Annotated in this window: 29 protein-coding genes; 12 read left to right on the forward strand and 17 right to left on the reverse strand. The window is 63.7% G+C overall.

Features of this window, described 5'->3' with window-relative positions:
- Positions 1 to 107: 107 nt before the first annotated feature.
- On the forward strand, positions 108 to 926 hold the full coding sequence (locus tag ACIPZG_RS18290) for an HDOD domain-containing protein (protein WP_177324915.1): 819 nt from the start codon (positions 108 to 110) through the stop codon (positions 924 to 926).
- Positions 927 to 929: 3 nt separating this feature from the next.
- Complete coding sequence (mutM, locus tag ACIPZG_RS18295) at positions 930 to 1,742, forward strand: bifunctional DNA-formamidopyrimidine glycosylase/DNA-(apurinic or apyrimidinic site) lyase (RefSeq protein WP_008095806.1); 813 nt, start codon at positions 930 to 932, stop codon at positions 1,740 to 1,742.
- A 136-nt stretch (positions 1,743 to 1,878) separates the two neighbouring features.
- Here mutM and ACIPZG_RS18300 read toward each other — a convergent pair whose 3' ends face one another.
- From ACIPZG_RS18300 to ACIPZG_RS18320, 5 genes are all read right to left on the reverse strand, one after another.
- Positions 1,879 to 2,130 carry a YfhL family 4Fe-4S dicluster ferredoxin gene (locus ACIPZG_RS18300; RefSeq protein ID WP_008095804.1) on the reverse strand — a complete coding sequence of 84 codons (252 nt, stop codon included), beginning with the start codon at positions 2,128 to 2,130 and terminating at the stop codon, positions 1,879 to 1,881.
- 108 nt (positions 2,131 to 2,238) lie between these two features.
- Entirely contained in the window at positions 2,239 to 2,718 is a 480-nt protein-coding gene (coaD, locus tag ACIPZG_RS18305) for a pantetheine-phosphate adenylyltransferase (RefSeq protein ID WP_008095803.1), read from the reverse strand.
- A gap of 111 nt (positions 2,719 to 2,829) precedes the next feature.
- Positions 2,830 to 4,428 carry a GMC family oxidoreductase N-terminal domain-containing protein gene (locus tag ACIPZG_RS18310; RefSeq protein ID WP_400715912.1) on the reverse strand — a complete coding sequence of 533 codons (1,599 nt, stop codon included), beginning with the start codon at positions 4,426 to 4,428 and terminating at the stop codon, positions 2,830 to 2,832.
- A 21-nt stretch (positions 4,429 to 4,449) separates the two neighbouring features.
- A complete protein-coding gene (locus ACIPZG_RS18315; RefSeq protein WP_400715914.1) occupies positions 4,450 to 4,935 on the reverse strand; it encodes a twin-arginine translocation pathway signal protein in 486 nt (161 codons plus the stop codon).
- A 10-nt stretch (positions 4,936 to 4,945) separates the two neighbouring features.
- A complete protein-coding gene (locus tag ACIPZG_RS18320; protein ID WP_400715916.1) occupies positions 4,946 to 6,376 on the reverse strand; it encodes a coniferyl aldehyde dehydrogenase in 1,431 nt (476 codons plus the stop codon).
- A gap of 151 nt (positions 6,377 to 6,527) precedes the next feature.
- Between ACIPZG_RS18320 and ACIPZG_RS18325 the strand changes: the two genes are divergently transcribed.
- On the forward strand, positions 6,528 to 7,193 hold the full coding sequence (locus tag ACIPZG_RS18325; RefSeq protein WP_008095798.1) for a TetR/AcrR family transcriptional regulator: 666 nt from the start codon (positions 6,528 to 6,530) through the stop codon (positions 7,191 to 7,193).
- A gap of 34 nt (positions 7,194 to 7,227) precedes the next feature.
- Positions 7,228 to 8,082 (forward strand): sulfurtransferase, encoded by an 855-nt coding sequence (locus tag ACIPZG_RS18330; protein WP_400715918.1) that lies wholly within the window; start codon positions 7,228 to 7,230, stop codon positions 8,080 to 8,082.
- A gap of 103 nt (positions 8,083 to 8,185) precedes the next feature.
- On the opposite strand, the gene ACIPZG_RS18335 is transcribed toward ACIPZG_RS18330, so the two are convergent.
- From ACIPZG_RS18335 to ACIPZG_RS18350, 4 genes are read right to left on the reverse strand one after another with little or no spacing between them, the layout of a single operon-like run.
- Positions 8,186 to 9,178 (reverse strand): hydrolase, encoded by a 993-nt coding sequence (locus ACIPZG_RS18335; protein ID WP_008092942.1) that lies wholly within the window; start codon positions 9,176 to 9,178, stop codon positions 8,186 to 8,188.
- A gap of 60 nt (positions 9,179 to 9,238) precedes the next feature.
- Complete coding sequence (rsmD, locus tag ACIPZG_RS18340) at positions 9,239 to 9,853, reverse strand: 16S rRNA (guanine(966)-N(2))-methyltransferase RsmD (protein WP_400715920.1); 615 nt, start codon at positions 9,851 to 9,853, stop codon at positions 9,239 to 9,241.
- Positions 9,853 to 11,337 (reverse strand): M16 family metallopeptidase, encoded by a 1,485-nt coding sequence (locus ACIPZG_RS18345; RefSeq protein WP_400715922.1) that lies wholly within the window; start codon positions 11,335 to 11,337, stop codon positions 9,853 to 9,855. Before ACIPZG_RS18345 ends, rsmD begins: the two co-directional genes overlap by 1 nt.
- Entirely contained in the window at positions 11,330 to 12,685 is a 1,356-nt protein-coding gene (locus tag ACIPZG_RS18350; RefSeq protein WP_008092950.1) for a pitrilysin family protein, read from the reverse strand. The genes ACIPZG_RS18345 and ACIPZG_RS18350 overlap by 8 nt, the downstream gene beginning before the upstream one ends.
- Positions 12,686 to 12,916: 231 nt before the next feature.
- Here ACIPZG_RS18350 and ftsY point away from each other — a divergent pair, with 231 nt between their 5' ends.
- The 4 genes from ftsY (at position 12,917) to rpoH (ending at position 17,168) form a co-directional block, all read left to right on the forward strand.
- Positions 12,917 to 14,509, forward strand: a complete 1,593-nt coding sequence (gene ftsY, locus ACIPZG_RS18355) for a signal recognition particle-docking protein FtsY (RefSeq protein WP_400715924.1) — start codon at positions 12,917 to 12,919, stop codon at positions 14,507 to 14,509.
- Positions 14,506 to 15,177, forward strand: a complete 672-nt coding sequence (ftsE, locus tag ACIPZG_RS18360) for a cell division ATP-binding protein FtsE (protein WP_008092954.1) — start codon at positions 14,506 to 14,508, stop codon at positions 15,175 to 15,177. Before ftsY ends, ftsE begins: the two co-directional genes overlap by 4 nt.
- Positions 15,174 to 16,202: a permease-like cell division protein FtsX gene (ftsX, locus tag ACIPZG_RS18365; RefSeq protein ID WP_008092956.1), complete on the forward strand. Its 1,029-nt coding sequence runs from the start codon at positions 15,174 to 15,176 to the stop codon at positions 16,200 to 16,202. Before ftsE ends, ftsX begins: the two co-directional genes overlap by 4 nt.
- A gap of 111 nt (positions 16,203 to 16,313) precedes the next feature.
- Positions 16,314 to 17,168, forward strand: a complete 855-nt coding sequence (gene rpoH, locus ACIPZG_RS18370) for an RNA polymerase sigma factor RpoH (RefSeq protein ID WP_008092958.1) — start codon at positions 16,314 to 16,316, stop codon at positions 17,166 to 17,168.
- Between the two features lie 106 nt (positions 17,169 to 17,274).
- Here the strand turns inward: rpoH and mtgA are convergent, their stop codons facing one another.
- Complete coding sequence (mtgA, locus tag ACIPZG_RS18375; protein ID WP_400715926.1) at positions 17,275 to 17,985, reverse strand: monofunctional biosynthetic peptidoglycan transglycosylase; 711 nt, start codon at positions 17,983 to 17,985, stop codon at positions 17,275 to 17,277.
- A 64-nt stretch (positions 17,986 to 18,049) separates the two neighbouring features.
- On the opposite strand from mtgA, the gene ACIPZG_RS18380 reads away from it, so the two are divergent.
- From ACIPZG_RS18380 to trmB, 4 genes are all read left to right on the forward strand, one after another.
- Positions 18,050 to 18,421: a DUF423 domain-containing protein gene (locus ACIPZG_RS18380; protein ID WP_400715928.1), complete on the forward strand. Its 372-nt coding sequence runs from the start codon at positions 18,050 to 18,052 to the stop codon at positions 18,419 to 18,421.
- Positions 18,422 to 18,523: 102 nt separating this feature from the next.
- Positions 18,524 to 18,724: a sulfur carrier protein ThiS gene (gene thiS, locus ACIPZG_RS18385; protein WP_008092964.1), complete on the forward strand. Its 201-nt coding sequence runs from the start codon at positions 18,524 to 18,526 to the stop codon at positions 18,722 to 18,724.
- A 54-nt stretch (positions 18,725 to 18,778) separates the two neighbouring features.
- Positions 18,779 to 19,573 carry a thiazole synthase gene (locus tag ACIPZG_RS18390; RefSeq protein WP_008092966.1) on the forward strand — a complete coding sequence of 265 codons (795 nt, stop codon included), beginning with the start codon at positions 18,779 to 18,781 and terminating at the stop codon, positions 19,571 to 19,573.
- Positions 19,574 to 19,582: 9 nt separating this feature from the next.
- The gene (trmB, locus tag ACIPZG_RS18395) at positions 19,583 to 20,305 is read left to right on the forward strand and encodes a tRNA (guanosine(46)-N7)-methyltransferase TrmB (RefSeq protein WP_400715930.1); all 723 of its coding nucleotides are present in this window, start codon (positions 19,583 to 19,585) and stop codon (positions 20,303 to 20,305) included.
- A 629-nt stretch (positions 20,306 to 20,934) separates the two neighbouring features.
- Here trmB and ACIPZG_RS18400 read toward each other — a convergent pair.
- The 7 genes from ACIPZG_RS18400 to ACIPZG_RS18430 all read right to left on the reverse strand — a co-directional run bounded on the left by ACIPZG_RS18400 (position 20,935) and on the right by ACIPZG_RS18430 (position 25,939).
- Complete coding sequence (locus ACIPZG_RS18400; protein WP_008092971.1) at positions 20,935 to 21,261, reverse strand: DUF3392 family protein; 327 nt, start codon at positions 21,259 to 21,261, stop codon at positions 20,935 to 20,937.
- A gap of 9 nt (positions 21,262 to 21,270) precedes the next feature.
- A complete protein-coding gene (gene hemW / locus ACIPZG_RS18405; protein ID WP_400715932.1) occupies positions 21,271 to 22,446 on the reverse strand; it encodes a radical SAM family heme chaperone HemW in 1,176 nt (391 codons plus the stop codon).
- Complete coding sequence (rdgB, locus tag ACIPZG_RS18410; RefSeq protein WP_043273294.1) at positions 22,443 to 23,039, reverse strand: RdgB/HAM1 family non-canonical purine NTP pyrophosphatase; 597 nt, start codon at positions 23,037 to 23,039, stop codon at positions 22,443 to 22,445. Before rdgB ends, hemW begins: the two co-directional genes overlap by 4 nt.
- Positions 23,036 to 23,470: a DUF4426 domain-containing protein gene (locus ACIPZG_RS18415; RefSeq protein WP_008092975.1), complete on the reverse strand. Its 435-nt coding sequence runs from the start codon at positions 23,468 to 23,470 to the stop codon at positions 23,036 to 23,038. Before ACIPZG_RS18415 ends, rdgB begins: the two co-directional genes overlap by 4 nt.
- Positions 23,471 to 23,492: 22 nt before the next feature.
- On the reverse strand, positions 23,493 to 24,113 hold the full coding sequence (metW, locus tag ACIPZG_RS18420; protein ID WP_008092977.1) for a methionine biosynthesis protein MetW: 621 nt from the start codon (positions 24,111 to 24,113) through the stop codon (positions 23,493 to 23,495).
- Between the two features lie 7 nt (positions 24,114 to 24,120).
- Positions 24,121 to 25,260: a homoserine O-acetyltransferase gene (locus tag ACIPZG_RS18425; RefSeq protein ID WP_400715934.1), complete on the reverse strand. Its 1,140-nt coding sequence runs from the start codon at positions 25,258 to 25,260 to the stop codon at positions 24,121 to 24,123.
- An 88-nt stretch (positions 25,261 to 25,348) separates the two neighbouring features.
- Positions 25,349 to 25,939, reverse strand: a complete 591-nt coding sequence (locus ACIPZG_RS18430) for a YggT family protein (RefSeq protein ID WP_400715936.1) — start codon at positions 25,937 to 25,939, stop codon at positions 25,349 to 25,351.
- Between the last annotated feature and the right edge of the window lie 8 nt (positions 25,940 to 25,947).

A 25,947-nucleotide genomic window follows, 5' to 3' on the forward strand; every position in this document is an offset into this window, starting at 1 on the left:
AGCCTAGACGCGATCCAGTGCTAGAATCCTCCGTCCTCAACGAGTGTGCACGCATGTCCCAAGAACTCAGCGCCGAACAGATCCAGCAAGCCTTGCAAGGCATCACCATTCCGCCGCAACCGCAGATCATGGTCGACCTGCAGTTCGAGCAGTACATGCCCGACCCGGACCTGGATACCATCGCCAAGCTGATTTCCCAGGACCCCGGCCTGTCGGGTGCCCTGCTCAAGCTGGTCAACTCGGCGCACTTCGGCCTGGCCAACAAGATTGGGTCGATCCAGCGTGCGGTCAATTTGCTGGGTAGCCGCTCCATCATCAACCTGATCAACGCCCAGTCGATCAAGGGCGAGATGAGCGACGAGACCATCGTCACCCTAAACCGTTTCTGGGACACCGCCCAGGACGTGGCCATGACCTGCCTGACCCTGGCCAAGCGCACGGGCATCCAGGCGGCAGACGAGGCCTACACCCTTGGGCTGTTCCATGATTGCGGCGTGCCGCTGATGCTCAAGCGCTTCCCCAACTACATGCAGGTGCTGGAAGAGGCCTATGCCAGCGCCAGCGCAGAAACCCGGGTGGTCGATACCGAAAACCGCACCTTCAACACCAACCACTCGGTAGTCGGCTACTTCACGGCCAAGTCGTGGCGCCTGCCGGAGCACATCAGCGCGGCCATCGCCAACCACCACAACGCGCTGGCCGTGTTCCGCGAGGAGTCGTCGCGCAATACCCAGAACCAGCTGAAGAACCTGCTGGCGGTGCTGAAGATGGCCGAGCACATCTGCGCCTCGTACCGGGTACTGGGCAACCAGGCCGTCGACCACGAGTGGCATGCGGTCGGCCCGCTGGTACTGGACTACATCGGCTTGTCGGAGTACGACTTCGAGAACCTCAAACAGACCATTCGCGAGCTGGGCGGGCACTGATCCATGCCAGAACTACCCGAAGTCGAGACAACCCGGCGCGGTATTGCGCCACATCTGCAAGGCCAGCGTGTCAGCCGCGTGGTGGTGCGTGACCGGCGCCTGCGCTGGCCGATTCCCGAGGACCTGGACGTGCGGCTGTCCGGGCAGCGTATCGTCAGCGTCGAACGGCGTGCCAAGTACCTGCTGATCAATGCCGAGGTGGGCACGCTGATCAGCCACCTGGGCATGTCGGGCAACTTGCGGCTGGTCGAGGTCGGGCTGCCGGCAGGCAAGCACGAGCATGTCGACATCGAGCTGGAGTCGGGGTTGATGCTGCGCTACACCGACCCGCGGCGTTTCGGTGCCATGCTCTGGAGCCTCGACCCGCTGAACCATGAGCTGCTGCTGCGCCTGGGGCCAGAGCCGCTGACCGACCTGTTCGACGGCGAGCGCCTGTTCCAGCTGTCACGCGGGCGGTCGATGGCGGTCAAGCCGTTCATCATGGACAACGCGGTTGTGGTGGGGGTGGGCAACATTTACGCGACCGAAGCGCTGTTCGCCGCGGGTATCGACCCACGGCGGGAAGCGGGCGGGATTTCGAGGGCGCGCTACCTGAAGCTGGCCATCGAGATCAAGCGCGTGCTGGCGGCGGCCATTGAACAGGGCGGGACCACCCTGCGCGATTTCATTGGCGGTGATGGGCAGCCGGGATACTTCCAGCAGGAGCTGTTCGTCTATGGGCGCGGCGGGATGCCGTGCAAGCTGTGCGGCACGACGTTGCGCGAGGTGAAGCTGGGGCAGCGGGCGAGCGTGTACTGCCCGCGCTGCCAGCGCTGAGCGTTGCACGGCGCCTTGTAGGAGCGGCCTTGTGTCGCGAAAGGGCTGCGAAGCGGCCCCGGCGATCCATGCATGATGCGCAGATCCCTGGGGCTGCTTCGCAGCCCTTTCGCGACACAAGGCCGCTCCTACATGCTCAGGCTTTGCCGGTGATGCGGCGATACTTGGCCATCAGCTCATCTTCGGTTTCCGGGTGCGCTTCATCCAGCGGGATGCAGTCGACCGGGCAGACCTGCTGGCACTGCGGCTCATCGTAGTGACCCACGCACTGGGTGCACAGGTTCGGGTCGATCACGTAGATCTCTTCGCCTTGGGAGATGGCCTCGTTCGGGCACTCGGGTTCGCAGACGTCGCAGTTGATGCAATCGTCGGTGATGATCAGGGACATGGGGACTCCGGCCGGGGCTCTGCGCCCGGGCATGTTCAACGCAATGGGCACAATTGTGCCGCATTCGCGCCCGCAGTGCACGCGGGCGCGATAATCAGGCGCTTGGGCTTACTTCTTGAACCGTTCGGTCAATGCCTCGGCCACGATCGGGTGGACGAACTTGCTGATATCACCGCCCAGCGCGGCGATTTCCCGCACTAACGTCGAGGAAATGAACGAATACCGCTCCGAAGGGGTGAGGAACAGGCTCTCGACGTCGGGCGCCAGTTGCCGGTTCATGTTCGCCAGCTGGAATTCGTACTCGAAGTCCGAAACCGCGCGCAGGCCCCGCAGGAAGACGTTGGCACCCTGTTCCTTGGCGAAGTGCGCCAGCAGCGAAGAGAAGCCGATGACTTCGACATTGGGCAGGTGCTGGGTGACCTCACGGGCCAGCGCTACCCGCTGCTCCAGGGGGAACAGGGGGTTTTTCTTCGGGCTGGCCGCCACCGCGATGATCACGTGGTCGAAAAGCCGCGAGGCGCGTTCGACCAGGTCGCCATGGCCTTTGGTAATGGGGTCGAAAGTACCCGGGTACAACACTCGGTTCATCGCGTCATCCTGGCTGGAGTGCGTTGGGGAGTCGGATGGTAGCGCAGCGATTGCGCCCGGCCAAGTCATCCGGCCGGCTGATGGCACTATAGACAGGGGCCGTATTCGTTGTCATGCACTGTGTGCCAGGCGGGCGACCAGGGCTTCGCTGAGCTTTGCGCTCAGGGCGTACACCGACAATTGAGGGTTGGCGCCGATGCTGGTGGGGAACAGCGAACCGTCATGAATCGACAGGTTTTCCAGCTGATGATGGCGGCCCAGGCTGTCGCACACCGCCTGGCGCGGGTCTTCGCCCATGGCGCAGCCGCCCATGACATGGGCGCTGCCCAGGCGGGTACGGAACAGCTCCAGGTGCAAACCGTCGATCATGCTTAGCGTCTGCGCCAGGTCGGTCGTGGCGCGGGCATCGCTGTGCAGCGGGGTAACGTGGGTGGCGCCCGCGGCAAACTGGATCTGCGCCATGCTGCGGTAGGCCCGGCGCAGGCCATCGCGCAGGTAGTCGCTGACCGGGTAGTCGAGCACCGGGGAACCATCGCCACGCAACGCCACCGTGCCACCCGTGCTTTGCGGGTGGAAACCGTCCCGCAGCAGCGCAAGCATGACGTGGGTGTGCGGCAGTTCAGCCATGCGCTGGGCATTGTCGGTGCCATGGCCGCCGAGCAAGGTGCTGGCCAGGGCCGGGTGCAGGGGCGGTACTTCCAACTTGTAGCCCACTGCGCCGTCGACGCCGTCCTGCCACTGGAAGTGGTCGCTGTAGATGGACTGCGGGGCGCCATGGAAGGGGTCGATGCGTTCGTCGAAGCGCGCCGCGCTGAAATTCACCAGGTGCAGGAAGGTGCGCTTGCCCAGGAGGTCGTGGGGATCGGGTGCCTTGGAGCGCAGCAGCATGGCGGGGCTGTTGATGCCGCCGCCGGCGAGGATGTAGTGCCGAGCGCGAACCCTGATGCTTCGCCCCGTTGGCTGTATTCCTTGGGCATCCAGGGCTTGGCAGTGCAACTGGGCGATGCGTTCGCCGTCGTGCTCGAAGCGCTCGGCACGCGCGAGGTACAGCAGCTCGCCACCGTTTTCGAGCAGGGCGGGAATGCGTGTGACCAGCATCGACTGCTTGGCGTTGACCGGGCAGCCCATGCCGCAATAGCCGAGGTTCCAGCAACCCCGCACATTGCGCGGGATCACCGCCCAGCGGTAGCCGAGCTGCTCGCAACCGCGGCGCAGCACATCGTTGTTGGCGTTGGGCGGCATGGCCCAGGGCGTGATGCCCAGCTCTTGTTCGATGCGCTCGAACCAGGGGCTCATTTCAGCTTCGCCCAGGCCTTTCACACCGTGCGCCGTGGCCCAGTGGGCCAAGGTCTGCGCTGGCGTGCGAAAGCTCGAAGTCCAGTTGACCAGCGTCGTTCCGCCCACCGCCCGGCCCTGCAGGATCGTGATGGCGCCATCCTTGCTCATTCTGCCCAGGCCTTCCTGATACAGGCTGGCATAGGCTTCGCTCTCCAGCAGGTGGAAATCGCTGCTGGTTTTCAGGGGGCCTTCCTCGATCAGCAGCACCTTGTAGCCTGCAGCGCTGAGGATCTGCGCGCTGGTGGCGCCCCCTGCGCCGCTACCGATCACGGCAATGTCGGCCTGCAAGGTGAGGTCGTGCTCCAGGCGTGAGCCGTCGCGGGCAATCCAGCCGCGGTCGAGGCCTTGGCGAAACGGGTCGATGACAGGCATTGGCAGGGCTCTTGTCGTGGGTCAGATTTTCGGCGGGCCGGGGTAGCCACAGGCCGTCCAGGCTTCCGGGCGCTCGTACCAGGCCATCTGCAGCAGTTGCAGCAGCGAGGCGTGGCCCATGCGCAGCAGGTTCAGCGAACTGTCCTGCCAGCGCTGCAGAAACGCCGTCACCTGATCCGCACCGGCCTGCTCCCAGGCGCCCCATACGCCCGTCAACGGCCCTCGGGTCAGGGGCAGGCTGAGCACGTCGAACAGCTGTCGGGTGAGCTTGAGCATTTCCGGGGACAGCGCTGCCAGCTTGTGGTCGAGGCTGTGCAGCACCAGCACGTCGTTGGCCGCCGTCCCGGCGAGCACCACCGGGATCATGGCGCGCAGCAGTGGCAGGTCGTCGGCGCGCAGTACCTGATAACCACTGGCAGGCGCCTGGGAGCTGCAACCGACCAGGCTGGCGGTGGCCAGGAAGGCGCTTGCGCCCAGGCTGAATCGCAGCAAGTCGCGACGATGCATGGTGCAGGTCTCAGCGGATGAACAGTTTGTAGACCAGGCGCTGCAAGGCCTTGCCATACGGTGGGTAGATCAGGCGCGCCGCATTCAGGCGCTGCTTGGCAAGCACTGCCTTGGCCTTGCTGAAGGTCAGGAAACCCTCGTGGCCGTGGTAGTGACCCATGCCGGAAGGGCCGATGCCGCCGAAGGGCAAGTCGTCCTGGGCCACATGCAGCAGGGTGTCGTTGAGGCATACGCCGCCCGAATGGCTGTGCTGCAGCACATGTTCCTGCTCGGCACGGGCGTAGCCAAAGTAGTACAGCGCCAAGGGACGCGGGCGCTGGTTGATGTAGGCCAGCGCATCGTCGAGGCTGTCGTAGGGGACCAGCGGCAGCAGTGGGCCGAAGATCTCGTCCTGCATGACATGCATGTCGTCGCTCACCTGCAGCAGCAGGTGCGGCGGCAAGCGCCGGCCCTGGCGCGGCTCATCGGGGTACAGGTCGACTACCCGGGCGCCCTTGGCGCGGGCGTCGTCCAGCAGCTGCTGCAGGCGCTGCAGCTGCCGTGGGTTGATGATGGCGCTGTAGTCGGGATTGTCGGCAATACGTGGGTAGAAACGGTGAACCGCATGGTTGTAGGCATCGCTGAAGGCTTCGAGGCGCTCGCGTGGCACCAGTACGTAGTCGGGGGCCACGCAGGTCTGGCCGGCGTTGAGGGTCTTGCCGAAGGCGATGCGCTCGGCGGCGGCGTCCAGCGGTACGCTGGCCGAAACGATGGCCGGCGACTTGCCGCCCAGCTCGAGCGTCACCGGGGTCAGGTTTTGCGCGGCGGCCAGCATGACCTGGCGACCGACGCTGGTGGCGCCGGTGAACAGCAGGTGATCGAAGGGCAGCCTGGCGAATGCCTGGCCCACCGCCACTTCGCCCAGCACCACGCTGACCAGGTCTTCAGGGAACACCTGCTCAAGCAAGGCCTTCAGCGCCTGGGCACTGGCCGGCGTGGCCTCGCTGAGCTTGAGCATGACTCGATTGCCCGCGGCCAGGGCGCAGGTCAGCGGACCGATGGCGAGGAACAATGGGTAGTTCCACGGCACGATGATGCCTATCACCCCCAGCGGCTGATACAGCACACGCGCACTGGCGGGCTGGAAGGCCAGGCCGACGGCTCTTCTGGCTGGGCGCATCCATCGCCGCAGGTGGCGCTCGGCATGGCGGATGCCTTGTACAGACGGCAGCAGCTCGGCCAGCAAGGTTTCATCTGCGCTGCGCCCGGAGAAGTCCGTGTCGATTGCTTCGATCAGCTGCTGCTGATTCGCCAGCAACGCTTCGCGCAAGCTTTTCAGCCACTGTCGCCGTTGCGCCGCCGGTGGCATCGGGTTGCCGGCGAACGCCTTGCGCTGGGCGGCGAACGTCGCTTCCAGGTCGGTGTCGGAATGCACAGGAGGCAAGGCGATGGGCGAGGTCACGGTGGCATCCTCTGTGGGTTGAGAATGTCTAGAGCCTATACTCTAATTCGTACCATGGTGCGATTTTTTTCCCGGTACCGAGCGGTGCATCCGGGGCGTGTTACACCGTAAGATGAGCCATTATCGAAAGCCTTCAGACTGGGAGCTGAGCATGGCCCCGCGCATGAAGACCCGCGAACGCATCGTGCAGAACAGCCTGGAGCTGTTCAACCAGCAGGGCGAGCGCAGCGTCAGTACCAACCACATTGCCGCACACATGGAAATGTCGCCCGGCAACCTGTACTACCACTTCCCCAACAAGCAGGCGATCATCGCGCTGCTGTTCAGCCAGTACGAAGAACTGGTGGATAGCTTCCTGCGCCCGCCGCAAGGGCGCGTGGCCACGGTGGAAGACAAGCGCTTCTACCTCAAGGCGCTGCTGGCGGCGATGTGGAACTACCGCTTCCTGCACCGCGATCTGGAGCACCTGCTGGACAGCGATGCCGAGCTCGCCGCCCGTTACCGGCGGTTTTCCGAGCGGTGCCTGCGCCAGGGCCAGGCGATCTACCGCGGCTTCGTCGATGCCGGCATCCTGGCCATGGAGCCTGCGCAGATCGAATCGCTGACCATCAACGCCTGGATCGTGCTGACGTCCTGGGTCCGTTTTCTCAGTACCACGCGCGAGCATTCCGCCCACCTGGGTGAAGAAGCCTTTAAGCGCGGCGTCTATCAGGTGCTGGTGCTGGAGCTCGGCTTCGTTACCAATAGCGCGCGCAGTGCCGTGGACGCGTTGTGCCAGGAATTCCACGTTCCCTTTAACCAGGCCCTGGAACAGTAGCCAGGGTCTTCGTGCCATCGATCAGGAGATTGTCATGCCCCTTGCGCAATTGATCACCCCGCAGCAGCTGGCCGAGCGTCTGGACTCGCCCAACCTGGTGATCCTGGATTGTCGTTTTGCCCTGGAGGATGCGGATTACGGCCAGCGTAGTTATGCCGAGGGGCATATCGCCGGGGCGCACTTTGCCGACCTGGAAAGGGATTTGAGCGGTCCGGTGAGCAAGGGACGAACCGGTCGCCACCCGCTGCCCGATCCGCAGCGTCTGGTCGAGCGGTTGCGCGAGTGGGGGCTGGACGACGACAGCGAGGTGGTGCTCTACGACGATGGCCCCGGTGCCTTTGCCGCACGTGCCTGGTGGCTGTTGGTGTGGCTGGGCAAGCGCAGTGACGTGTCCATTCTCGAGGGTGGCCTCAAGGCCTGGCACGCGGCGCATCTACCGTTGAGCCTCGATGCACCGGTCAAGCGAGAGGGTTCGTTCAACGGCAAGCCGGACCCCAAGCTGCTGATCGATGCCGAGCATCTGCTCAAGCGTCTGGGCACCCCCGAGCTGACCTTGATCGATGCGCGTGCCTTGCCGCGGTTTCGCGGTGAAGTGGAGCCGATCGACCCGGTAGCCGGGCATATTCCGGGCGCCCAATGTGCAGCCTTTACCGACAACCTGGACGCGGAGGGGCGTTTCCTGGCGCCGGAGCAACTCAAGCAGCGCTTTGCTGAAAAACTCGCCGGACGCGAGCCCGAGCAGTTGGTCGCGTATTGCGGGTCGGGGGTAACCGCCTGCCATAACCTGTTCGCCCTGGCGTTGGCGGGTTATCCACTGGGTCGGTTGTATGCCGGGTCGTGGAGCGAGTGGATCAATGATCCGAAGCACGGTGTAGCGACGGGCGAGTAAACAGGTCTGGCCTCATCGCCGGCAAGCCGGCTCCCACAGGGGTTCCAGCGATTCCAGAAACATCTGTGGGAGCCGGCTTGCCGGCGATGAGGCCAGTCGAGCGCTACCTGCCCTCGACCAGCCACTGCGGAATCCGCCGCTCCAGGTAGTAAGCCGGATTGCGCAGGCTGCCCTCGACAAACCCCACGTGCCCACCGCGGGCATGCAGTTCGAAATGCGTCTGAGGTGCCAGCTCGCTGACCGTGGGTAGGCTGTGGCCGGAGACGAAGGGGTCATCAACGGCGTGGATGATCAGCGTTGGCGTGCGGTTCTCCCCCAGGTAATAACGACTCGATGACCGGCGATAGTAGTCGTGGGCATCGCTGAAACCGTTGAGCGGCGCGGTGACCTTGCCGTCGAAGTCCCAAAAGGTACGCAAGTTGCGCAACGGCCCCAGGCGGTCGAGTGCAGCCAGGCCCTCATGATGCCCCTGCGCACGGAAGTGCTGCTGCTTCGACTGCACATACGCCATCATCTCGCGCATGAAATGGGCCTGATAGACCTTGGAAAAACCTTGCCCGATACGGTCGGCGCACTGGTCGAGGCGAAAGGGCACCGAAACCGCCACCGCCGCTTCCAGCTGGCTGGCACAACCGCTCTCGCCCAAGTATTTGAGCAGTACATTACCGCCCAGCGAGTAACCCACGGCATACAGCGGTGCCAATGGCCGTTCGGCGCGCAGGTGGGCGACCACCTCGGCCAGGTCTTCGCTGGCGCCGGAATGGTAGCTGCGGGCCAGCAGGTTGGGCTCGCCCGAGCAGCCGCGCCAGTTCACCGCCACGCTGGCCCAGCCACGCGCCTGCAGCGCCTGCTGCAAGCCTTTGACATAGGGGGAGTGGGAGGAGCCGGTCAGGCCATGCAGCACCAGCACCAGCGGCGCATCGGCTAGGTGCGGGCCATGCCAGTCGAGGTCGAGGAAGTCGCCATCGGCCAGCCACAGGCGCTCGCGGTTGCGCTCGAGCGCGGGCAGCTTTCGCCACAGCGGGCCCCACAGGGTCTGCAAGTGGGGGTTGGACAGGCCGATGGCCGGGCGGAAGGTGGCAGTGAGACTGGGCATACTGGGCGACTCGTGTTGTGCCTGCCTAGAGTGCCATGAAACCTCACCGCCGTATCTGCGCTATTGGTCGGTTGAGCTCCGTTGCCACAGTGCGTAGTGCACCTGGCCGGTCTTCTTCTCGCGGTGCAGGCGCCAGTTGCCCGGCAGTTGCAGGGTCGAAGGGGCCGCTTCGCTTTCGGTGTAGATCCAGGCCTGGTCGCGCAGCCACTGGTTCTGCTCCAGCAGGTTGCAGACATTGGCCAGCAGGTCCTGGTGGAACGGCGGGTCGAGGAACACCAGGTCGAACTGCTGCTTGGCCGGTCCTTGCAGGTAGCGTAGGGCGTCGGTCTGCAGGATCTGCCCGCGCGGGCAACGCAGGAGTTCCAGGTTGTTCTTCAGGCTAGCGATCGCTGCCGGGTTGCTGTCCAGCGCCACGGCATCCTCGGCGCCGCGGGACAATGCCTCGAGCACCAGAGCGCCGCTGCCGGTGAAGGCATCCAGCACCCGGGCGCCTTCGATATGAGGCGCCAGCCAGTTGAACAGGGTTTCGCGCACGCGGTCGGGCGTTGGCCGCAGGCCTTCGCCTTCCGGTACCGCCAGACGGCGGCTGCGCCATTCGCCGGCGATGATGCGCAGGTGACCCTGGCCCTTGCTTTGGCTCGATTGGGGGCGGGCGGGAGGGTTGGATCTAGGCATTAGTGCTCCGGTACGCCGAGCGCTTGCTCGGCAGGTTTGTCAGTGGGGGCTGGCAGCGGTTTCTGCTGCACGCTTGGGCCAACGGTGACGATCACCAGCTTGTCGGCTGCCAGGTGTTTGTTCATGGCTGTCTTGATCTGCTCGACCGTCAGCGCCTGGGACTGCTGCATGAAGTCTTCCAGCCAGGTCAGCGGCAGGTTGTAGAAGCCGATGGCGCCCAGTTGGGCGACGATGCTCGCATTGCTGGCGTTGGACAGCGGGAAGCTGCCCGCCAGTTCGCGCTTGGCGTCGTCCAGCTCTTGCTGGGTCGGACCGCTTTTCAGGTAGTCGGCAAGAATATCCTCAACCAGCTTGAGCGTGCCTTCGCTGAGCTCGGCACGGGTCTGCAGGTTGATCATGAACGGACCGCGCACCTGCATCGGGCTGAATACCGAGTACACGCCATAGGTCAGGCCGCGCTTTTCCCGTACTTCGCTCATCAAGCGAGTGCCGAAGGCGCCGCCGCCGAGAATCTGGTTGCCCAGCGACAGGGCTGGCCAGTCCGGGTCCTGGCGGTCGATGCCGAGCTCGGCGAGCATCAGGTGCGTCTGCTTGCTCGGGAAGTCGATGTGGGTGATGCCTGCCTTGGGCGCTACCGGTTGGGCCGGTGCCGCCAGTGCCGGGCCTTTCGGCAGGGCGGCGGATACCTGGGCGGCAACGGCTTCGGCTTCCTCGCGGCTGAGGTCGCCGACCAGGGCGATCACGGCGTTGCCGGCAGCATAAGCCTTGGCGTGGAAGGCGCGCAGTTGTTCCAGGGTGATGCCCGGGATGCTCTCGGCAGTGCCATCGCTGGGCTGGCCGTAGGGGTGGTCGCCGTAGAGCTGGGCGAACAGGGCCTTGCCGCCGATCTTGCCGGGGTTCTGCTTTTCATACTCGAAGCCGGCCAGCAGCTGGTTCTTGATGCGTTTGAGCGCGTCTTCCGGGAAGGTCGGCTGGCCGGCCACTTCGGCGAACAGCTTGAGCGCGGGCTCGCGTTTGTCCTTGGCGCTCAGGCTGCGCAGCGAGGCCACGGCCATGTCGCGGTAGGACCCGTTGCCAAAGTCCGCGCCGAGGCCCTCGAAGCCTTCGGCAATGGCAGTCACGTCCTTGCCGGCCACGCCCTCGTTGAGCATGGCGTTGGTCAGGCTGGCCAGGCCGGGCGTCTTGCCGTCCTGGCTGCTGCCAGCGGCGAAGGTCACGCGCAGGTCGAACATCGGCAGCTCACGGGCCTCGACGAACAGCACCCGGGCGCCCTCGGCGGTGGTCCAGTTCTGGATGTTCAGCTGGCGCCGGCTCGGTGCCTTGCCGTCCAGTTCGGCCAGTGATTGCAGGGTGTTGGCCGAGCGTGCGGCGCTACTGTCGGCCTCGGAGTGAGCCGGGCGCGCCAGGACGGCGGCCACTGCCACCACCAGCGCGATGATGCCTGCGCCGATCAGGGTGTAACGTGGTGCGCTGCGATCACTCATGAGCGGACTCCTCGGGCAGTACATGGGCAACGCTCAGGCGTTCGCGGGTGAAGTAGGTGCGTGCAGCGTTCTGGATATCCTCGGGGGTGACGCGCTTGAGTTCGTCCAGCTCGCTGTCGATCAACTTCCAGGACAGGCCAACGGTTTCCAGCTGGCCAATGGTCGTGGCCTGGCTGCTGATCGAGTCACGGTCGTAGACCAGGCCGGCAATCACCTGGGCGCGCACGCGCTCCAGCTCTTCGGCGCTGGGCGGGGTGGTCTTGAGTTCGTCGAGCAGCTGCCAGACGCCTTTTTCCACATCGGCCAGGGTTTTCTGCTTCTGCACGTTCGGCGTGGCCGAGATCAGGAACAGGCTGTCGCCGCGGGTAAAGGCGTTGTAGCTGGACGAGGCGCCGGCCACCAGTTCTTGACCACGTTCCAGGCGTGCCGGCAGGCGGGCGCTGTAACCGCCGTCGAGCAACGCCGAGATCAGCCGCAGGGCGTGCACGGTGCGTGGGTCCTTGGCAGTGGCCAGGCCGGGTACGTTGAAGCCGTAGATCAGGCTCGGCAGCTGGGTGCGCACGTGCAGGCTCAGCTGGCGCAAGCCCGGTTCGGCAAGCTCGAGCGGCAGCTTGGCCGGCGGCACGCTGCGTTTGGGGATGGCGCCGAAGTACTTCTGTGCCAGGCCCTTGACCTCATCGGCGGTGACGTCGCCGACCACCACCAGGGTGGCATTGTTCGGTGCGTACCAGGACTCGTACCAGTGGCGCAGCTCCTCGACCTTCATCCGTTCGAGGTCAGCCATCCAGCCGATGGTCGGTGTGTGGTACCCACTGGCCGGGTAGGCCATGGCGCGGAACAGCTCGAAGGCTTTCGAGCTGGGCTGATCGTCGGTGCGCAGGCGGCGCTCTTCCTTGATCACTTCGATTTCCCGGGCGAACTCGTCAGCCGGCAGGCGCAGGCTGGCCAGGCGGTCGGCCTCCAGCTCGAAGGCCACTGGCAGGCGGTCACGGGCCAGGACCTGGTAGTAGGCGGTGTAGTCGTCGCTGGTAAAGGCGTTCTCTTCCGCGCCAAGGTCACGCAGGATGCGCGAGGCCTCGCCGGGGCCGATCTTGGCGCTACCCTTGAACATCATGTGCTCGAGCGCGTGGGACAAGCCGGTCTGGCCCGGCGTCTCGTAGCTGGAGCCGACCTTGTACCAGATCTGCGAAACCACCACAGGCGCGCGGTGATCCTCTCGCACGACCACTTTGAGGCCGTTGTCGAGGATGAACTCGTGGGTGGGTTGCACATCGGCGGCGAAAGCCATGAGTGGCAGGCAGAGCGTGCTGAGCAGCAGGCCAGCGGCGCGGCGGGCTAGAGCATTCATAAGGTGTTTAACCTGTTCGGCGGCCCGCAGGGTTTAGCGTCGGCGGGCCAGGAGGTGCTAGGATACTGATCCGGTTGCCTGGCGACCATGCCTGTCGCCGTTCTGGCCCTAGGCCCATTTAGACAAAACATTGCGCATGAACCAGCCGGATTCAAAATAGTCTGTTCTGCGTTTAGAGAATTCCCGATGCGCCACTGCTGGCCCATCGCTACCCTGAGATAGCCGTCTTCCATGTTTGGTTCCAACGACGACAAAAAAGCGCCGGCCGAGGCTGGCGAGAAAAAAGGCCTGTTCAGCTGGTTTCGCAAGAAGCCGCAGCAACCTGTCGCCGAACAGCCACAAACGCCTGAAGCTCAAGCTGCCGAGCCGGTAGCCGAGCAGCCCGCCGTCGAGCTGCCTGAAGCCGCTCCGGCAGCGCCGGCGGCTGCCGAAGCCCCTGCTGCGCCTGCTGCTCCTGAGGTGCCGCGCACAGTGCAGTATGAGCCGATAGCGGCCCCTGAGCCTGTGCCAGTCACTATTCCTGCGCCAGCCGACATTCCTGAGCCTGTACACCAGGCCCCTGTGGAAGCGGGCTTGCCCGCGAATGCGGAGCCTGCCCCAGCACAGGTCGAAAGCCCGACCCCGGTGGTTGCAGCCCCTGAAATCCCGGTTGCTCGCCCAGTTGAGCCGCCCGTCAGCAACCTGGTCCTGCCTGTTGCGGAAGAGCCTGTCGCCCTGGTCCCGGACCTCGAGCCCAAGGCTCCTCCGGCGATTCCTGAGCGCCCGGCGCCAGAGCCCGTCGCTACCGTAGCTGCGGCCCCGGCAGTCGTAGAGCCTGTAGTCGCGGCCCCAGCCGTCATCGAGCCTGAGCCGGCTCCGGTGGTCGCTGCCCCTGCCGCCACCGAGCAGTCCAAGCCCGGCTTCTTCGCTCGCCTCAAGCAAGGCCTGTCGAAGACCAGCGCCAGTATCGGCGAGGGCATGGCCAGCCTGTTCCTTGGCAAGAAGGTCATCGATGACGACCTGCTCGACGAGATCGAAACCCGCCTGCTGACCGCTGATGTCGGCGTGGAAGCCACCTCGGCCATCGTCCAGAACCTGACCCAGAAGGTCGCGCGCAAGCAGCTCGCCGATGCCGACGCCCTGTACAAGTCGCTGCAGGAAGAACTGGCCGCGCTGCTGCGCCCGGTCGAGCAGCCGCTGAAGGTCGAAGCGCAGAACAAGCCTTACGTGATCCTCGTGGTCGGCGTGAACGGCGCCGGCAAGACCACAACCATCGGCAAGCTGGCCAAGAAACTGCAGCTCGAAGGCAAGAAGGTCATGCTGGCCGCGGGCGACACCTTCCGTGCCGCCGCTGTCGAGCAGCTGCAAGTGTGGGGCGAGCGCAACCAGATCCCGGTGATCGCCCAGCACACCGGTGCCGACTCCGCCTCGGTGATCTTCGACGCCGTACAAGCCGCCAAGGCCCGTGGCGTCGATGTGCTGATTGCCGACACTGCCGGCCGCCTGCACACCAAGGACAACCTGATGGAAGAGCTGAAAAAGGTCCGTCGGGTCATTGGCAAGCTCGATGCCGAGGCACCGCACGAGGTGTTGCTGGTGCTCGACGCCGGTACCGGACAGAACGCCATCAGCCAGGCCAAGTACTTCAACCAGAGCGTCGAACTGACCGGCCTGGCCCTGACCAAGCTGGACGGTACTGCCAAGGGTGGGGTGATCTTCGCCCTGGCCAAGCAGTTCAACATCCCGATCCGCTTCATCGGTGTCGGTGAGGGGATCGACGACCTGCGCACCTTTGAAGCCGAGCCGTTCGTCAAGGCTCTGTTCGCCGAGCGAGAGCACCCATGATCCGATTCGAACAGGTTGCCAAGCGCTATCCCAACGGCCATGTCGGCTTGCATGAGCTGAGTTTCCGGGCGCGCCGGGGCGAATTCCTGTTCGTCACCGGCCATTCCGGCGCCGGCAAGAGCACCTTGCTGCGCCTGCTGCTGGCCATGGAACGACCGACCAGCGGTAAATTGCTGCTGGCGGGGCAGGACCTGGGGCAGATCAGCAATGCACAGATCCCGTTCCTGCGCCGGCAGATCGGGGTGGTGTTCCAGAACCATCAGCTGCTGTTCGACCGCACGGTGTTCAACAACATCGCCTTGCCGCTGCAGATTCTCGGCCTGTCCAAGGCCGAGATCACCAAGCGGGTGGATTCGGCGCTGGAGCGTGTATCGCTGGTCGACAAAGGCGACCTGTTCCCGGCCGACCTGTCCACCGGCCAGCAGCAGCGGGTCGGTATCGCCCGGGCCATCGTCCACCAGCCAGCCTTGCTGCTGGCTGACGAACCCACCGGTAACCTTGACCCGCGCCTGGCCGCGGAAATCATGGGCGTGTTCGAAGACATCAACCGCCTGGGTACCACGGTTTTGATTGCCAGCCACGACCTGGCACTGATCGCGCGCATGCGCCACCGCATGCTGACCTTGCAGCGCGGCCGTCTGATCGGCGATGGGGAGGCCGGGCAATGAGCAATGCACGTACACCGAAGGTTTCCGAACGGGTCGCACCGAAACCTGCCGACCCGCAGCCCGCGAAGAACAAGCGCGGGGAACATGACGATGATGGCCCGGACTTCCGGACCCTGTTGCATGCCTGGCTGGAAAGCCACCGTGCCAGCCTGGCCGACAGCCTGCGCCGGCTGGGCAAGCAGCCGATCGGCAGCTTTTTCACCTGCCTGGTCATGGCGGTAGCCTTGAGCATGCCCATGGGGCTGTCGCTGCTGCTGAAGAACGTCGAGAAGCTCGGCGGCTCCTGGCAGCGTGCGGCGCAAATCTCGCTGTACCTGAAGCTCGATGCGGGCAGCAAGGAAGGCGAGGCCCTGCGCGACGAGATCAAAGGCATGCCGGGCGTGGCAGATGCCCAGTACGTCAGCCGCGAGCAGGCGCTCGAAGAATTCCAGCAGCAATCCGGGCTGGGTGAGGCATTGCGCGAACTCCCCGACAACCCGCTGCCCGGCGTGGTGGTGGTAACCCCGAGCGAAGTCGACAAGCCGGCGCTCGAGGCGCTGCGTCAACGCCTGGCCGAGCTGCCGCGCGTCGAGAATGCACAGCTTGACCTGGTATGGGTCGAGCGCCTGGCGGCGATTCTCAAACTGGGCGACCGGTTCGTGTTCGGCCTGGCGGTCATGCTGATTTCGGCCTTGCTGTTAGTAATCGGTAACACAATTCGTCTACATATTGAAAACCGTCGCGTCGAGATCGAAGTGATCAAGCTGGTAGGCGGCACCGACAGCTATGTACGCCGGCCTTTCCTGTACATGGGGGCCTTGTACGGCCTGGGTGCGGGCATGCTGGCCTGGGGGATTCTGGCGTTTGGCCTGAACTGGCTGAACGAGGCCGTGGTAGGGCTGTCCGGGCTGTATGACAGCGACTTCGCCCTGGGCGGAGTGCCAGCATCCGATGGTCTGTCGCTCTTGATCGGGGCGGTGCTGTTGGGGTATATCGGTGCATGGATCGCGGTGGCCCGACACTTGAACGAGTTGGCACCACGATAGTTTTTTCGTGCCAGCATTGACATTTTTTTCATTTTGGAACTTGTACCGTCGTTCCGGGTCAATGTTGGCAGCGCTCACAAGGCGCGAGTCTAGTAAGTCGGAGGTTCTTGAATGACCACATCGTTGCAACCTGCCTATGCCCTGGTACCTGGTGCGAACCTGGAAGCCTATGTGCACACGGTCAACAGCATCCCGCTGCTGACTGTCGAGCAGGAGCGTGATCTGGCCGAGCGTCTCTACTATGAGCAGGATCTTGAGGCCGCTCGGCAAATGGTGATGGCCCACCTGCGTTTCGTCGTACACATCGCCCGTAGCTATGCAGGCTACGGCCTGGCCCAGGCCGACCTGATCCAGGAAGGCAACGTTGGCCTGATGAAAGCGGTCAAGCGCTTCAACCCGGAAATGGGTGTGCGCCTGGTGTCCTTCGCAGTGCACTGGATCAAGGCCGAGATTCACGAGTTCATCCTGCGCAACTGGCGTATCGTCAAAGTGGCCACCACCAAGGCCCAGCGCAAGCTGTTCTTCAACCTGCGCAGCCAGAAGAAACGCCTGGCCTGGTTGAACAATGACGAAGTGCATCGCGTGGCGGAAAGCCTTGGCGTCGAGCCACGTGAAGTGCGCGAGATGGAAAGCCGCCTGAGTGGCCAGGACATGGCCTTCGACCCGGCAGCCGAAGCGGACGATGACAGCGCCTTCCAGTCGCCTGCGCATTACCTGGAAGACCACCGTTACGACCCGGCCGTGCAGCTGGAAGACGCGGACTGGAGTGACAACTCCACCAGCAACCTGCATGAAGCACTGCAGGGCCTGGATGAGCGTAGCCGTGACATCCTCTACCAGCGCTGGCTGGCGGAAGAAAAGGCAACGTTGCATGAGCTGGCGGACAAGTACAGTGTTTCGGCTGAGCGTATTCGCCAGCTGGAGAAGAATGCGATGAACAAGGTCAAGGCATTGATCGCGGTCTGACCGCTGCCTGGCTGTACTGAGAAGCCGCTGGCCTGATGAGGGTTGGCGGCTTTTTTATTTGCAGGGGCTTTGCCGGCGATAGGGCCAGAACAATCAGCAAATCAGCTCAAGGCCTGCGCGAAGCATCCAGTTGCATCAGGTAACCAGGCCCGCCCAGCTGGCTCATCTGCCGGCGAATCCAGCCCGCGCGGCTCGCTACATAGGCGCTCGGCCGGCTGGCACTCCACTTGATCGGGCTTGGCAGCACGGCCGCCAGTTGTGCCGCCTGTTGCCGATTCAGCCGGCTTGCATCGATTCCAAAGTGGTAACGCGCCGCTGCCTGGGCACCGAATACCCCTTTGCCCCATTCCGCACTGTTCAGGTAGACCTCAAGGATGCGCTCCTTCGACCAGAACAGTTCGATCAGCGCCGTGAACCAGGCCTCCAGCCCCTTGCGCAACCAGCTGCGCCCGGACCACAGGAACAGGTTCTTGGCCACCTGCTGGGTCAGCGTACTGGCGCCGCGAATGCTGCGGCCGCGTTCGTTGTAGGCCAGCGCCGCCTGGATGGCCGGGATATCGAAGCCCCAGTGCGTGGCGAATTTCTGGTCTTCACCGGCAATGACCGCGACCTTGAGCTCGTCGGAGATATTCTCCCAAGGCTCCCAGTCGCGCTGCAGGTCGATTGGCTCGCCACTTACCCACGACTGCACCTTGCGCTCGACCATCAATGCCGTGCCAGGTGGCGGCACCCAGCGAAACACCAGCACCAGTACGATGCTGCCGGCAGCGAACCAGAGCAGGGCGCGGGCGAAGCGGCGGATGATCGATGAAAGCATGGCGATGGCTTGGCCGGACCGGTGGAAGGGGCCATTATACAGACCCGATCCAAGGAGTCGTCCCATGCTTCGCAGCTTCCTGATGCTCGCCGCCTTTTTCGGTTTTACCGGTGTCGCCCTTGGCGCGTTCGCCGCCCACGGCCTGAAAAACCGGCTGACGGCGGAGTACCTGGTAATCTTTCACACCGGTGTGACCTACCAGTTGGTGCATACCCTGGCGATCTTCGGTGTGGCTGTACTGGCGGCGCACTTGCCAGGGCGTCTGGTGGGCTGGGCCGGCGGCCTGTTCGCCCTGGGCATCGTGCTGTTTTCCGGCAGCCTGTACCTGCTGACCCTCAGCGGGCTGGGCAAGCTGGGCATCATCACCCCCATTGGCGGCCTGTGCTTGCTCGCCGGTTGGCTGTGCCTGGGCCTGGCGGCCTGGCGCCTGGGCTGACCAAACGGTCCACAATCGCGACTAATGGCTCCCGTCGCCCTTGGGTAAAGGCGTTGTTCGGCGCTAGAATGCGGGCCCCAAAGAACGATGGTGGCCGTGCGCATGCGCATTCAACTGAACGGTGAACCTTACGAAGTACCCGCTGGCGAAAGCGTCGCGGCCCTGCTGACGCGTCTGGAGCTGACTGGGCGCCGGGTGGCGGTGGAACTCAACCTGGATATCGTGCCGCGTAGCCAGCACGACAGCACGCAGCTGAACGAAGGCGACCAGGTCGAAGTGGTCCACGCCATCGGTGGCGGTTGATTCCGTCCCGGCGATTCACCTGCAAGCCCAGCAACCTTTTCCCGAGGAACAACGATGAGCAACGTTCGTAGCGACAAGCCCTTCACCCTGGCCGGGCGTACTTTCCAGTCGCGCCTGCTGGTCGGCACCGGCAAGTACCGTGACATGGAAGAAACCCGCCTGGCCATCGAGGCCTCGGGTGCCGAAATCGTCACCGTCGCCGTGCGCCGCACCAACCTCGGCCAGAACCCAGGCGAGCCGAACCTGCTCGACGTGTTGCCGCCGGACCGCTACACCATCCTGCCGAACACTGCTGGCTGTTATGACGCGGTCGAAGCCGTGCGCACCTGCCGCCTGGCCCGTGAGCTGCTCGATGGCCACAACCTGGTCAAGCTGGAAGTCCTGGCCGACCAGAAAACCCTGTTCCCCAACGTGATCGAAACCCTCAAGGCCGCCGAAGTGCTGGTCAAGGACGGTTTCGACGTGATGGTCTACACCAGCGATGACCCGATCATTGCCCGTCAGCTGGCCGAAGCCGGCTGCATCGCGGTGATGCCGCTGGCCGGCCTGATCGGCACCGGCCTGGGTATCTGCAACCCGTACAACCTGCAGATCATCCTGGAAGAATCCAAGGTGCCGGTACTGGTGGACGCCGGTGTAGGCACCGCCTCCGACGCCACCATCGCCATGGAAATGGGCTGCGAAGCCGTGCTGATGAACTCGGCCATCGCTCACGCCCAGCAGCCGGTGCTGATGGCCGAGGCCATGAAGCACGCCATCGTGGCTGGCCGCATGGCCTACCTGGCCGGGCGCATGCCGAAGAAACTCTATGCCAGCGCCTCTTCGCCGCTGGATGGTCTGATCAAGTAAGAGCCCCCGATGACTGAACCGCAAGATACGCCGACCACCCCTGACGGCGAAGCGCGCCCCCACCGTCGCATCAAGAGTTTCGTGATGCGCGCCGGGCGCATGACCGAAGGCCAGCAACGCGGCCTGGACCAGGGCGGCCCGCTGTACATCCTGCCGCTGGCCGACAGCCCGGTGGACTACGACCAGGTGTTTGGCCGTTCGGCGCCGCGCATCCTGGAGATCGGTTTCGGCATGGGCCATTCCCTGCTGGAAATGGCCGCTGCCGCGCCGGAGCTGGACTTCATCGGTGTGGAAGTGCACCGTCCGGGAGTTGGCGCACTGCTCAACGGCGTGCTGACCCAGGGCCTGAAGAACCTGCGGGTGTATGACTGCGACGCTATCGAAGTGCTCAACCGCTGCGTAGCCGACAACAGCCTCGATCGCTTGATGCTGTTCTTCCCCGACCCTTGGCACAAGGCGCGCCATCACAAGCGCCGCATCGTGCAGCTCGAGTTCGCCGAGCTGGTACGCCGCAAGCTCAAACCGGGTGGCGTGTTCCACATGGCGACCGACTGGGAGCCGTATGCCGAGTACATGCTGGAAGTGATGAGTGCTGCACCGGGCTACCGTAACCAGGCGGCGGATGGGGCTTATGTGCCGCGTCCCGAAGAGCGACCGATCACCAAGTTCGAGCGCCGTGGTGAGCGCTTGGGGCATGGGGTTTGGGATCTGAAGTTCGAGAAGGAGGATTGAGAGGCTGAGTTGGCCTTTGGATGTGCTGGTCTCTGCAGAACTGCAGGCAAAAAAAACCGCTCTGAGAAGAGCGGTTTTTTTATGTGAGCGATAGGACTGAGTATCCTTCGCTCGGGGCTTCACCGAAAACACTCACACAGTCAATGGATCATAGGCAGCCCCGCAGGGTGCGTCAATGATCTGAAAGATCCAGCATCATATGTGTCGGAGCGGTTAACAGCTTTGGCCGTACATCCCAAGTATCATCGCGTTGCTCCTGTGTGGATGAATTCGGTGATGGGCCGGGTAGGAGAAGAATTCTGCTTTCTGGCCCCTTCGACATGGCCTGAGAACCGTGCCGGTTGCTGATTTCGAAGGGCCATCAACCTGGCCACTTCACCGAGAACATTCACACAGTTTTCGAAGGCATCGAAGAACCGGTTAGATGCTGGAAGATTGGCCCGCCAACAAGGAGGCCAAGGCATATGAAGCGTTTGCTTGATGCGCTGAGCCGCGTTTGGAAGCTCATCCGGATCTTGTTCGTACTCAAGACCGCGAGGGATTTCATGCGTGATCACTTCGATGATGCCCAGTAAGGGCTAGTCAGGTGGTAGGGCTGCCCTGGTTCTCCGGGGCAGCTTTTAGGACCATCACCCCCGCCGATCAGCCACCACGCCAATCAGCACCAGCACCACCAACAGCACCGGTGCCAACGCATAGTTGTTGAACTGGCTCAGCCCCTTCACCACCCAGGGCGTGGCATAGATCAGCGCCGCACCACTGCCGATCATCACCAGCAGCGCCATAAACGGCACACGCAGGGCGCCTGCCAGGCCCCCCAGGCGTTGTTCCACCCATGCCTTGAGATCGGTGCCGAACAGCACCAGCAGGCAGCCTACCAGGGCCAGGGAAATCTCCGACAGGTTGCTACGGCTCCAGCGGGAAACCGTGGCCAGCAGATCAAGTACCAGATCCATGGGTCATCCTTAGGTCAAGAAATACTGCAGCAAGTCATTGAGGAACAGCTGGCCGCGCGGGGTGGCCACCAATCGATCCGGTTCGATCTGCAAAAGGCCCTTTTGTTCGGCGGCGCGGCGTGCCTCGGCCAGTTGCGCCAGGGGCAACCCGGTACGTTGGGTGAACAGCTCGGCGTCCACGCCATCGGTGAGGCGCAGCGCGTTCATCAGGAACTCGAACGGCAATTCATCGACCGGTAGCAGCTTCTCGCCGGCCTTGAAGGGCTTGGCAAGGTTCAAGTAGTCCTTCGGCAGGCGGGTCTTCCAGGTACGCAGGATGCGGCCATCGGCGAAGGTCAACTTGCCGTGGGCCCCGGCACCAATGCCGATGAAATCGCCAAATTGCCAGTAGTTCAGGTTGTGCCGTGCCGGGCGGCCGGGCTGGGCGTAGGCCGACACTTCGTACTGTTTGAAGCCATGCTCGGCCATCAGGGTTTGGCCAGCTTCCTGGATGTCCCAGAGAATGTCGTCTTCCGGAAGCTCCGGCGGCTGGTTCCAGAACACCGTGTTCGGTTCCACGGTCAGCTGGTACCACGACAGGTGGGTCGGCCCCAGGTCGATGGCCTGGCGCAGGTCGCCGAGGGCGTCTTCCAGCGACTGGTCCGGCAGGCCGTGCATCAGGTCCATGTTGAAGTTGTCGAAGCCGGCGGCGCGGGCCATGGCCGCTGCGCGGACCGCTTCGTCGCCATTGTGGATGCGGCCCAGGGCCTGCAGTTTGGCGGGCTGGAAACTCTGCACACCGATGGACAGGCGATTGATGCCCGTTTGCCGGTAGGCCTTGAATTTCTCCTGCTCGAAGGTGCCTGGGTTGGCTTCCAGCGTGATCTCGATGTCTGGGGCGAACGGGATGCGTTGCTCCACGCCACGCAGCAAGCGGCCCAAGGCATTGGCGCTGAACAGGCTGGGCGTGCCGCCGCCGAAGAAGATCGACGAAATCGGCCGGCCCTGAGCGGCAGCCAGCTCCTGGTCGAGGTCGGTCAGCAGCGCGTCGACATAGGCCTCTTCCGGCAGCTCAGGGCCGGCGGCGTGGGAGTTGAAGTCGCAGTAAGGGCATTTGCGCACGCACCACGGAATGTGGATATACAGCGCCAGGGGCGGCAGCGTGGTGAAAGCCACCGGGGCTGGTTGGGACAGCGTTGCGATCATGCCAGGCCCAGACGCTGACGCAGCAGGGCCATGGCGCGGGCGCGGTGGCTGAGCTGGTTCTTATCCAAAGGGGCGAGGTCGGCGCTCGAGCAGTTGCGCTCCGGCACCCAGAACAGCGGGTCGTAACCAAAGCCATGCTCACCGCTGGCTTCGAACAGGATGCGCCCTTGCCACAGGCCTTCGCAGAGAATCGGCAACGGATCATCGGCATGCCGCACCAGGGCCAGGACGCAGACGAACTGGGCGCCGCGCTGATCTTCCGGCACATCCTTGAGCGCTTCGAGCAGCTTGGCATTGTTTGCCGCGTCACCCTTGCCGTCGGCATAGCGCGCCGAATAGATGCCTGGCGCGCCGCCTAGGAAATCCACCGCCAGGCCCGAATCGTCGGCCAGCGCCGGCAAGCCGGAAATGCGGGCCGCATTGCGGGCCTTGAGGATGGCGTTCTCGACGAACGACAAGCCGGTTTCTTCAGGCTCGACCTGACTGAACTCACCGATCGAGCGCAACTGCACCGACTGGCCGAGCATGGCCTGGAGTTCCTTGAGTTTGCCAGCGTTATGGCTGGCCAATACGAGTTGCTGGAAATTCATCATTCGCCTGGGAACACTTCCTGGTTGAAGCTGAGAGAATTGCTGGTACCGCCGGTTTCGATATTCAGATCGAAGGTGACGGTTTCTGGCTGGTCGATCTTGAACTGGGCGATGTAATACACCGCGCCCTGTTCGGTGATTTGCTTGAACGACAGTGGGCTGCTGCGTCCGGTCAGGTCCTTGACCGTGCCGCTGACCACCGCCATCGCAGGTTTGTCGGCCTTGAGCACGGCAATATTGAGCACGCCCTGGTTCTTGCTGCGGACAAGGCCGGTGGCCGTTGCCACCTCTGGCGTGAGCATGCTTGAAGTGAAGGCACTGTAGTGCACCGTCACGTCGCCAAACACTTCCTTGCGCTCGGGCCTGGCGGCATCGGCAGCCAGTACTGGCAGGGCCAGGCACAGGCTGATCAGGAACAGGGCTAGACGACGCATGGTGCGATTCCTCCGGTGAGCGTCAGACCGCGAGCTGGTGCTCCTGCAGGCCAGGGCTGCTGACGCGATAAATGCCGATTTCACCTAGAAGATTAGGCCAAAGCCGGCCACCCCACCCGTTCCGGTGCAAGTGGTCGACGGCCAGGCGGTCGAGCACTTTGGCGTGGCGTTCATGACACAGCTCTTCGAAGTCGGCGAAGGTGCAGAAGTGGATGTTCGGCGTGTTGTACCAGGTATACGGCATGAAGTCCGACACCGGCATGCGGCCTTTGGTCGCCAGGTACCAACGGCAGCGCCAGTGGCCGAAGTTGGGGAAGGTGATGATGCACTGACGGCCCACCCGCAGCATCTCGTCGAGAATGCGGTCGGGGTACTCTACGGCCTGCAGGGCCTGGGTCATGATCACCACGTCGAAGCTGTTGCTGGCGAAGTTGCCCAAGCCCTTGTCGAGGTCTTGCTCGATGACGTTGACGCCCTTGGCCACGCAGGCGGCGATGTTGTCGGCGTCAATTTCCAGGCCGTAGCCGGTGACTTGCTTGCGATCGCGCAGCGAAGCCAGCAGCTCGCCACTGCCGCAGCCCAGGTCGAGTACCCGGCTGCCGGCGGGAATCCAGTCGTGGATGATTTCCAGATCGGCTCTCATGCTGTCCTCAGATGGCGATGCGGTTCATGTAGTTCGAGAAACCCTGCATGTAGCGAGGCGTCGGGATCAGGAAGGCATCGTGCCCATAAGGCGAGTCGATCTCCAGATAACAGACGTTCTTGCGCGCAGCCATCAGGGCGTCGACGATCTCGCGCGAGCGGGCCGGCGAGAAGCGCCAGTCGGTGGTGAACGACATGATGCAGTAGTTGGCGGTGACGTCGGCCAGGGTGGCCGCCAGATCACCGCCATGGGCCGCAGCCGGGTCGAAATAGTCCAGGGCCTTGGTCATCAGCAGGTAGGTGTTGGCGTCGAAGCGTCCGGAGAATTCTTCGCCCTGGTAGCGCAGGTAGCTCTCGACCTGGAACTCGACGCTGTGGAAGTCGTAGTTGAGCTTGTCGCTCTTGAGCTCACGGCCGAATTTCTCGCCCATCGAATCGTCGGACAAGTAAGTGATGTGGCCGACCATGCGCGCCAGCATCAGGCCGCGCTTTGGAATCACGCCCTGGTCCTGGAACGAGCCGCCATGGAACTCCGGATCGGTAAGGATGGCCTGGCGCGCCACTTCGTTGAAGGCGATGTTCTGTGCCGACAACTTGGGGGCCGAGGCGATGTCGACGCAATGGCGTACGCGGTCAGGGTAAGTGATGGTCCATTGCAGCGCCTGCATGCCACCGAGGCTGCCACCGACCACGGCGGCCCATTGCTGAATGCCCAGGCGGTCGGCCAGGCGCACTTGGCTGTGCACCCAGTCTTCCACGGTCAGTACCGGGAAGTCGGCGCCATAGGGCTTGCCGGTGGCCGGGTTGACACTGCTCGGGCCGGTGCTGCCATTGCAGCCGCCGAGGTTGTTCAGGCTGACCACGAAGAAGCGGTTGGTGTCGATCGGTTTGCCAGGGCCGATGCAGCTGTCCCACCAGCCCGGCTTGCGGTCGGTGGTGGCATGGTAGCCCGCGGCATGGTGGTGGCCGGACAGGGCATGGCAGATCAGTATGGCATTGCTGGCGCTGGCGTTCAGGCTGCCATAGGTCTCGTAGACCAGCTCGTAGCTGGCCAGGGAACGGCCACAAGCCAGGGCCAGTGGTTCTTCGAACCGGGCAATTTGCGGTGTAACCAGACCGACGGAATCTTCGGGAAGGACAGTGGACATCGACCCTGCTCACGCTTGACGGAGGCGTAAGTCTAAAGAGCGCTACCCCCAGCGGCAAGCAATGGCTTGCCGCCAGGTGCACGCGGGGTCAGATCATCCGCCACAGTTCCTGTGGCATGCCGGCGTAGGCGGCCAGCGGAGGCATGACGAAGGATTGGATCACCTGGATCGCCAAGAAGGCGAAGATCGGCGAGATGTCCATGCCGCCCAGGTTAGGCATGATGCGGCGGAACGGTGCCAGCACCGGTTCGCTGATCTGGTAGGCCAGTTCCGCTGCCGGGTTGTGGCTGTTCGGCGCGACCCAGGAGACGATCACCATGACGATCATCGCGACCCAGAAGATTTTCAGGAACAGCGAGGTGATGCCGATGATCGCCCACATCAGCAGGTGCAGAACATCACCAAAGGTGCCGTAGGTCACCATCAGCACGAAGCCCATCAGCAGGGCCTGGATGACGACAGACAGCAACAGCGACGAAGTGTCCAGGCCACCGACGCTGGGGATGATCCGGCGGATTGGCTTGAGCAGCGGCTGGGTGGCGCGCACGGCGAACTGGCACAGCGGGTTGTAGAAGTTGGCTTTGACCAGCTGCAGTACAAAGCGCAGCAGAACGATCACCAGGTACAGGCTGACCAGGGTTTGCACCACGAAGATCGCGGCGCCTGACAGTGCATTCATCAAGAACT

Origin of the sequence: Pseudomonas sp. NPDC089395, assembly GCF_044749525.1 — a bacterium.
Lineage (GTDB): Bacteria > Pseudomonadota > Gammaproteobacteria > Pseudomonadales > Pseudomonadaceae > Aquipseudomonas.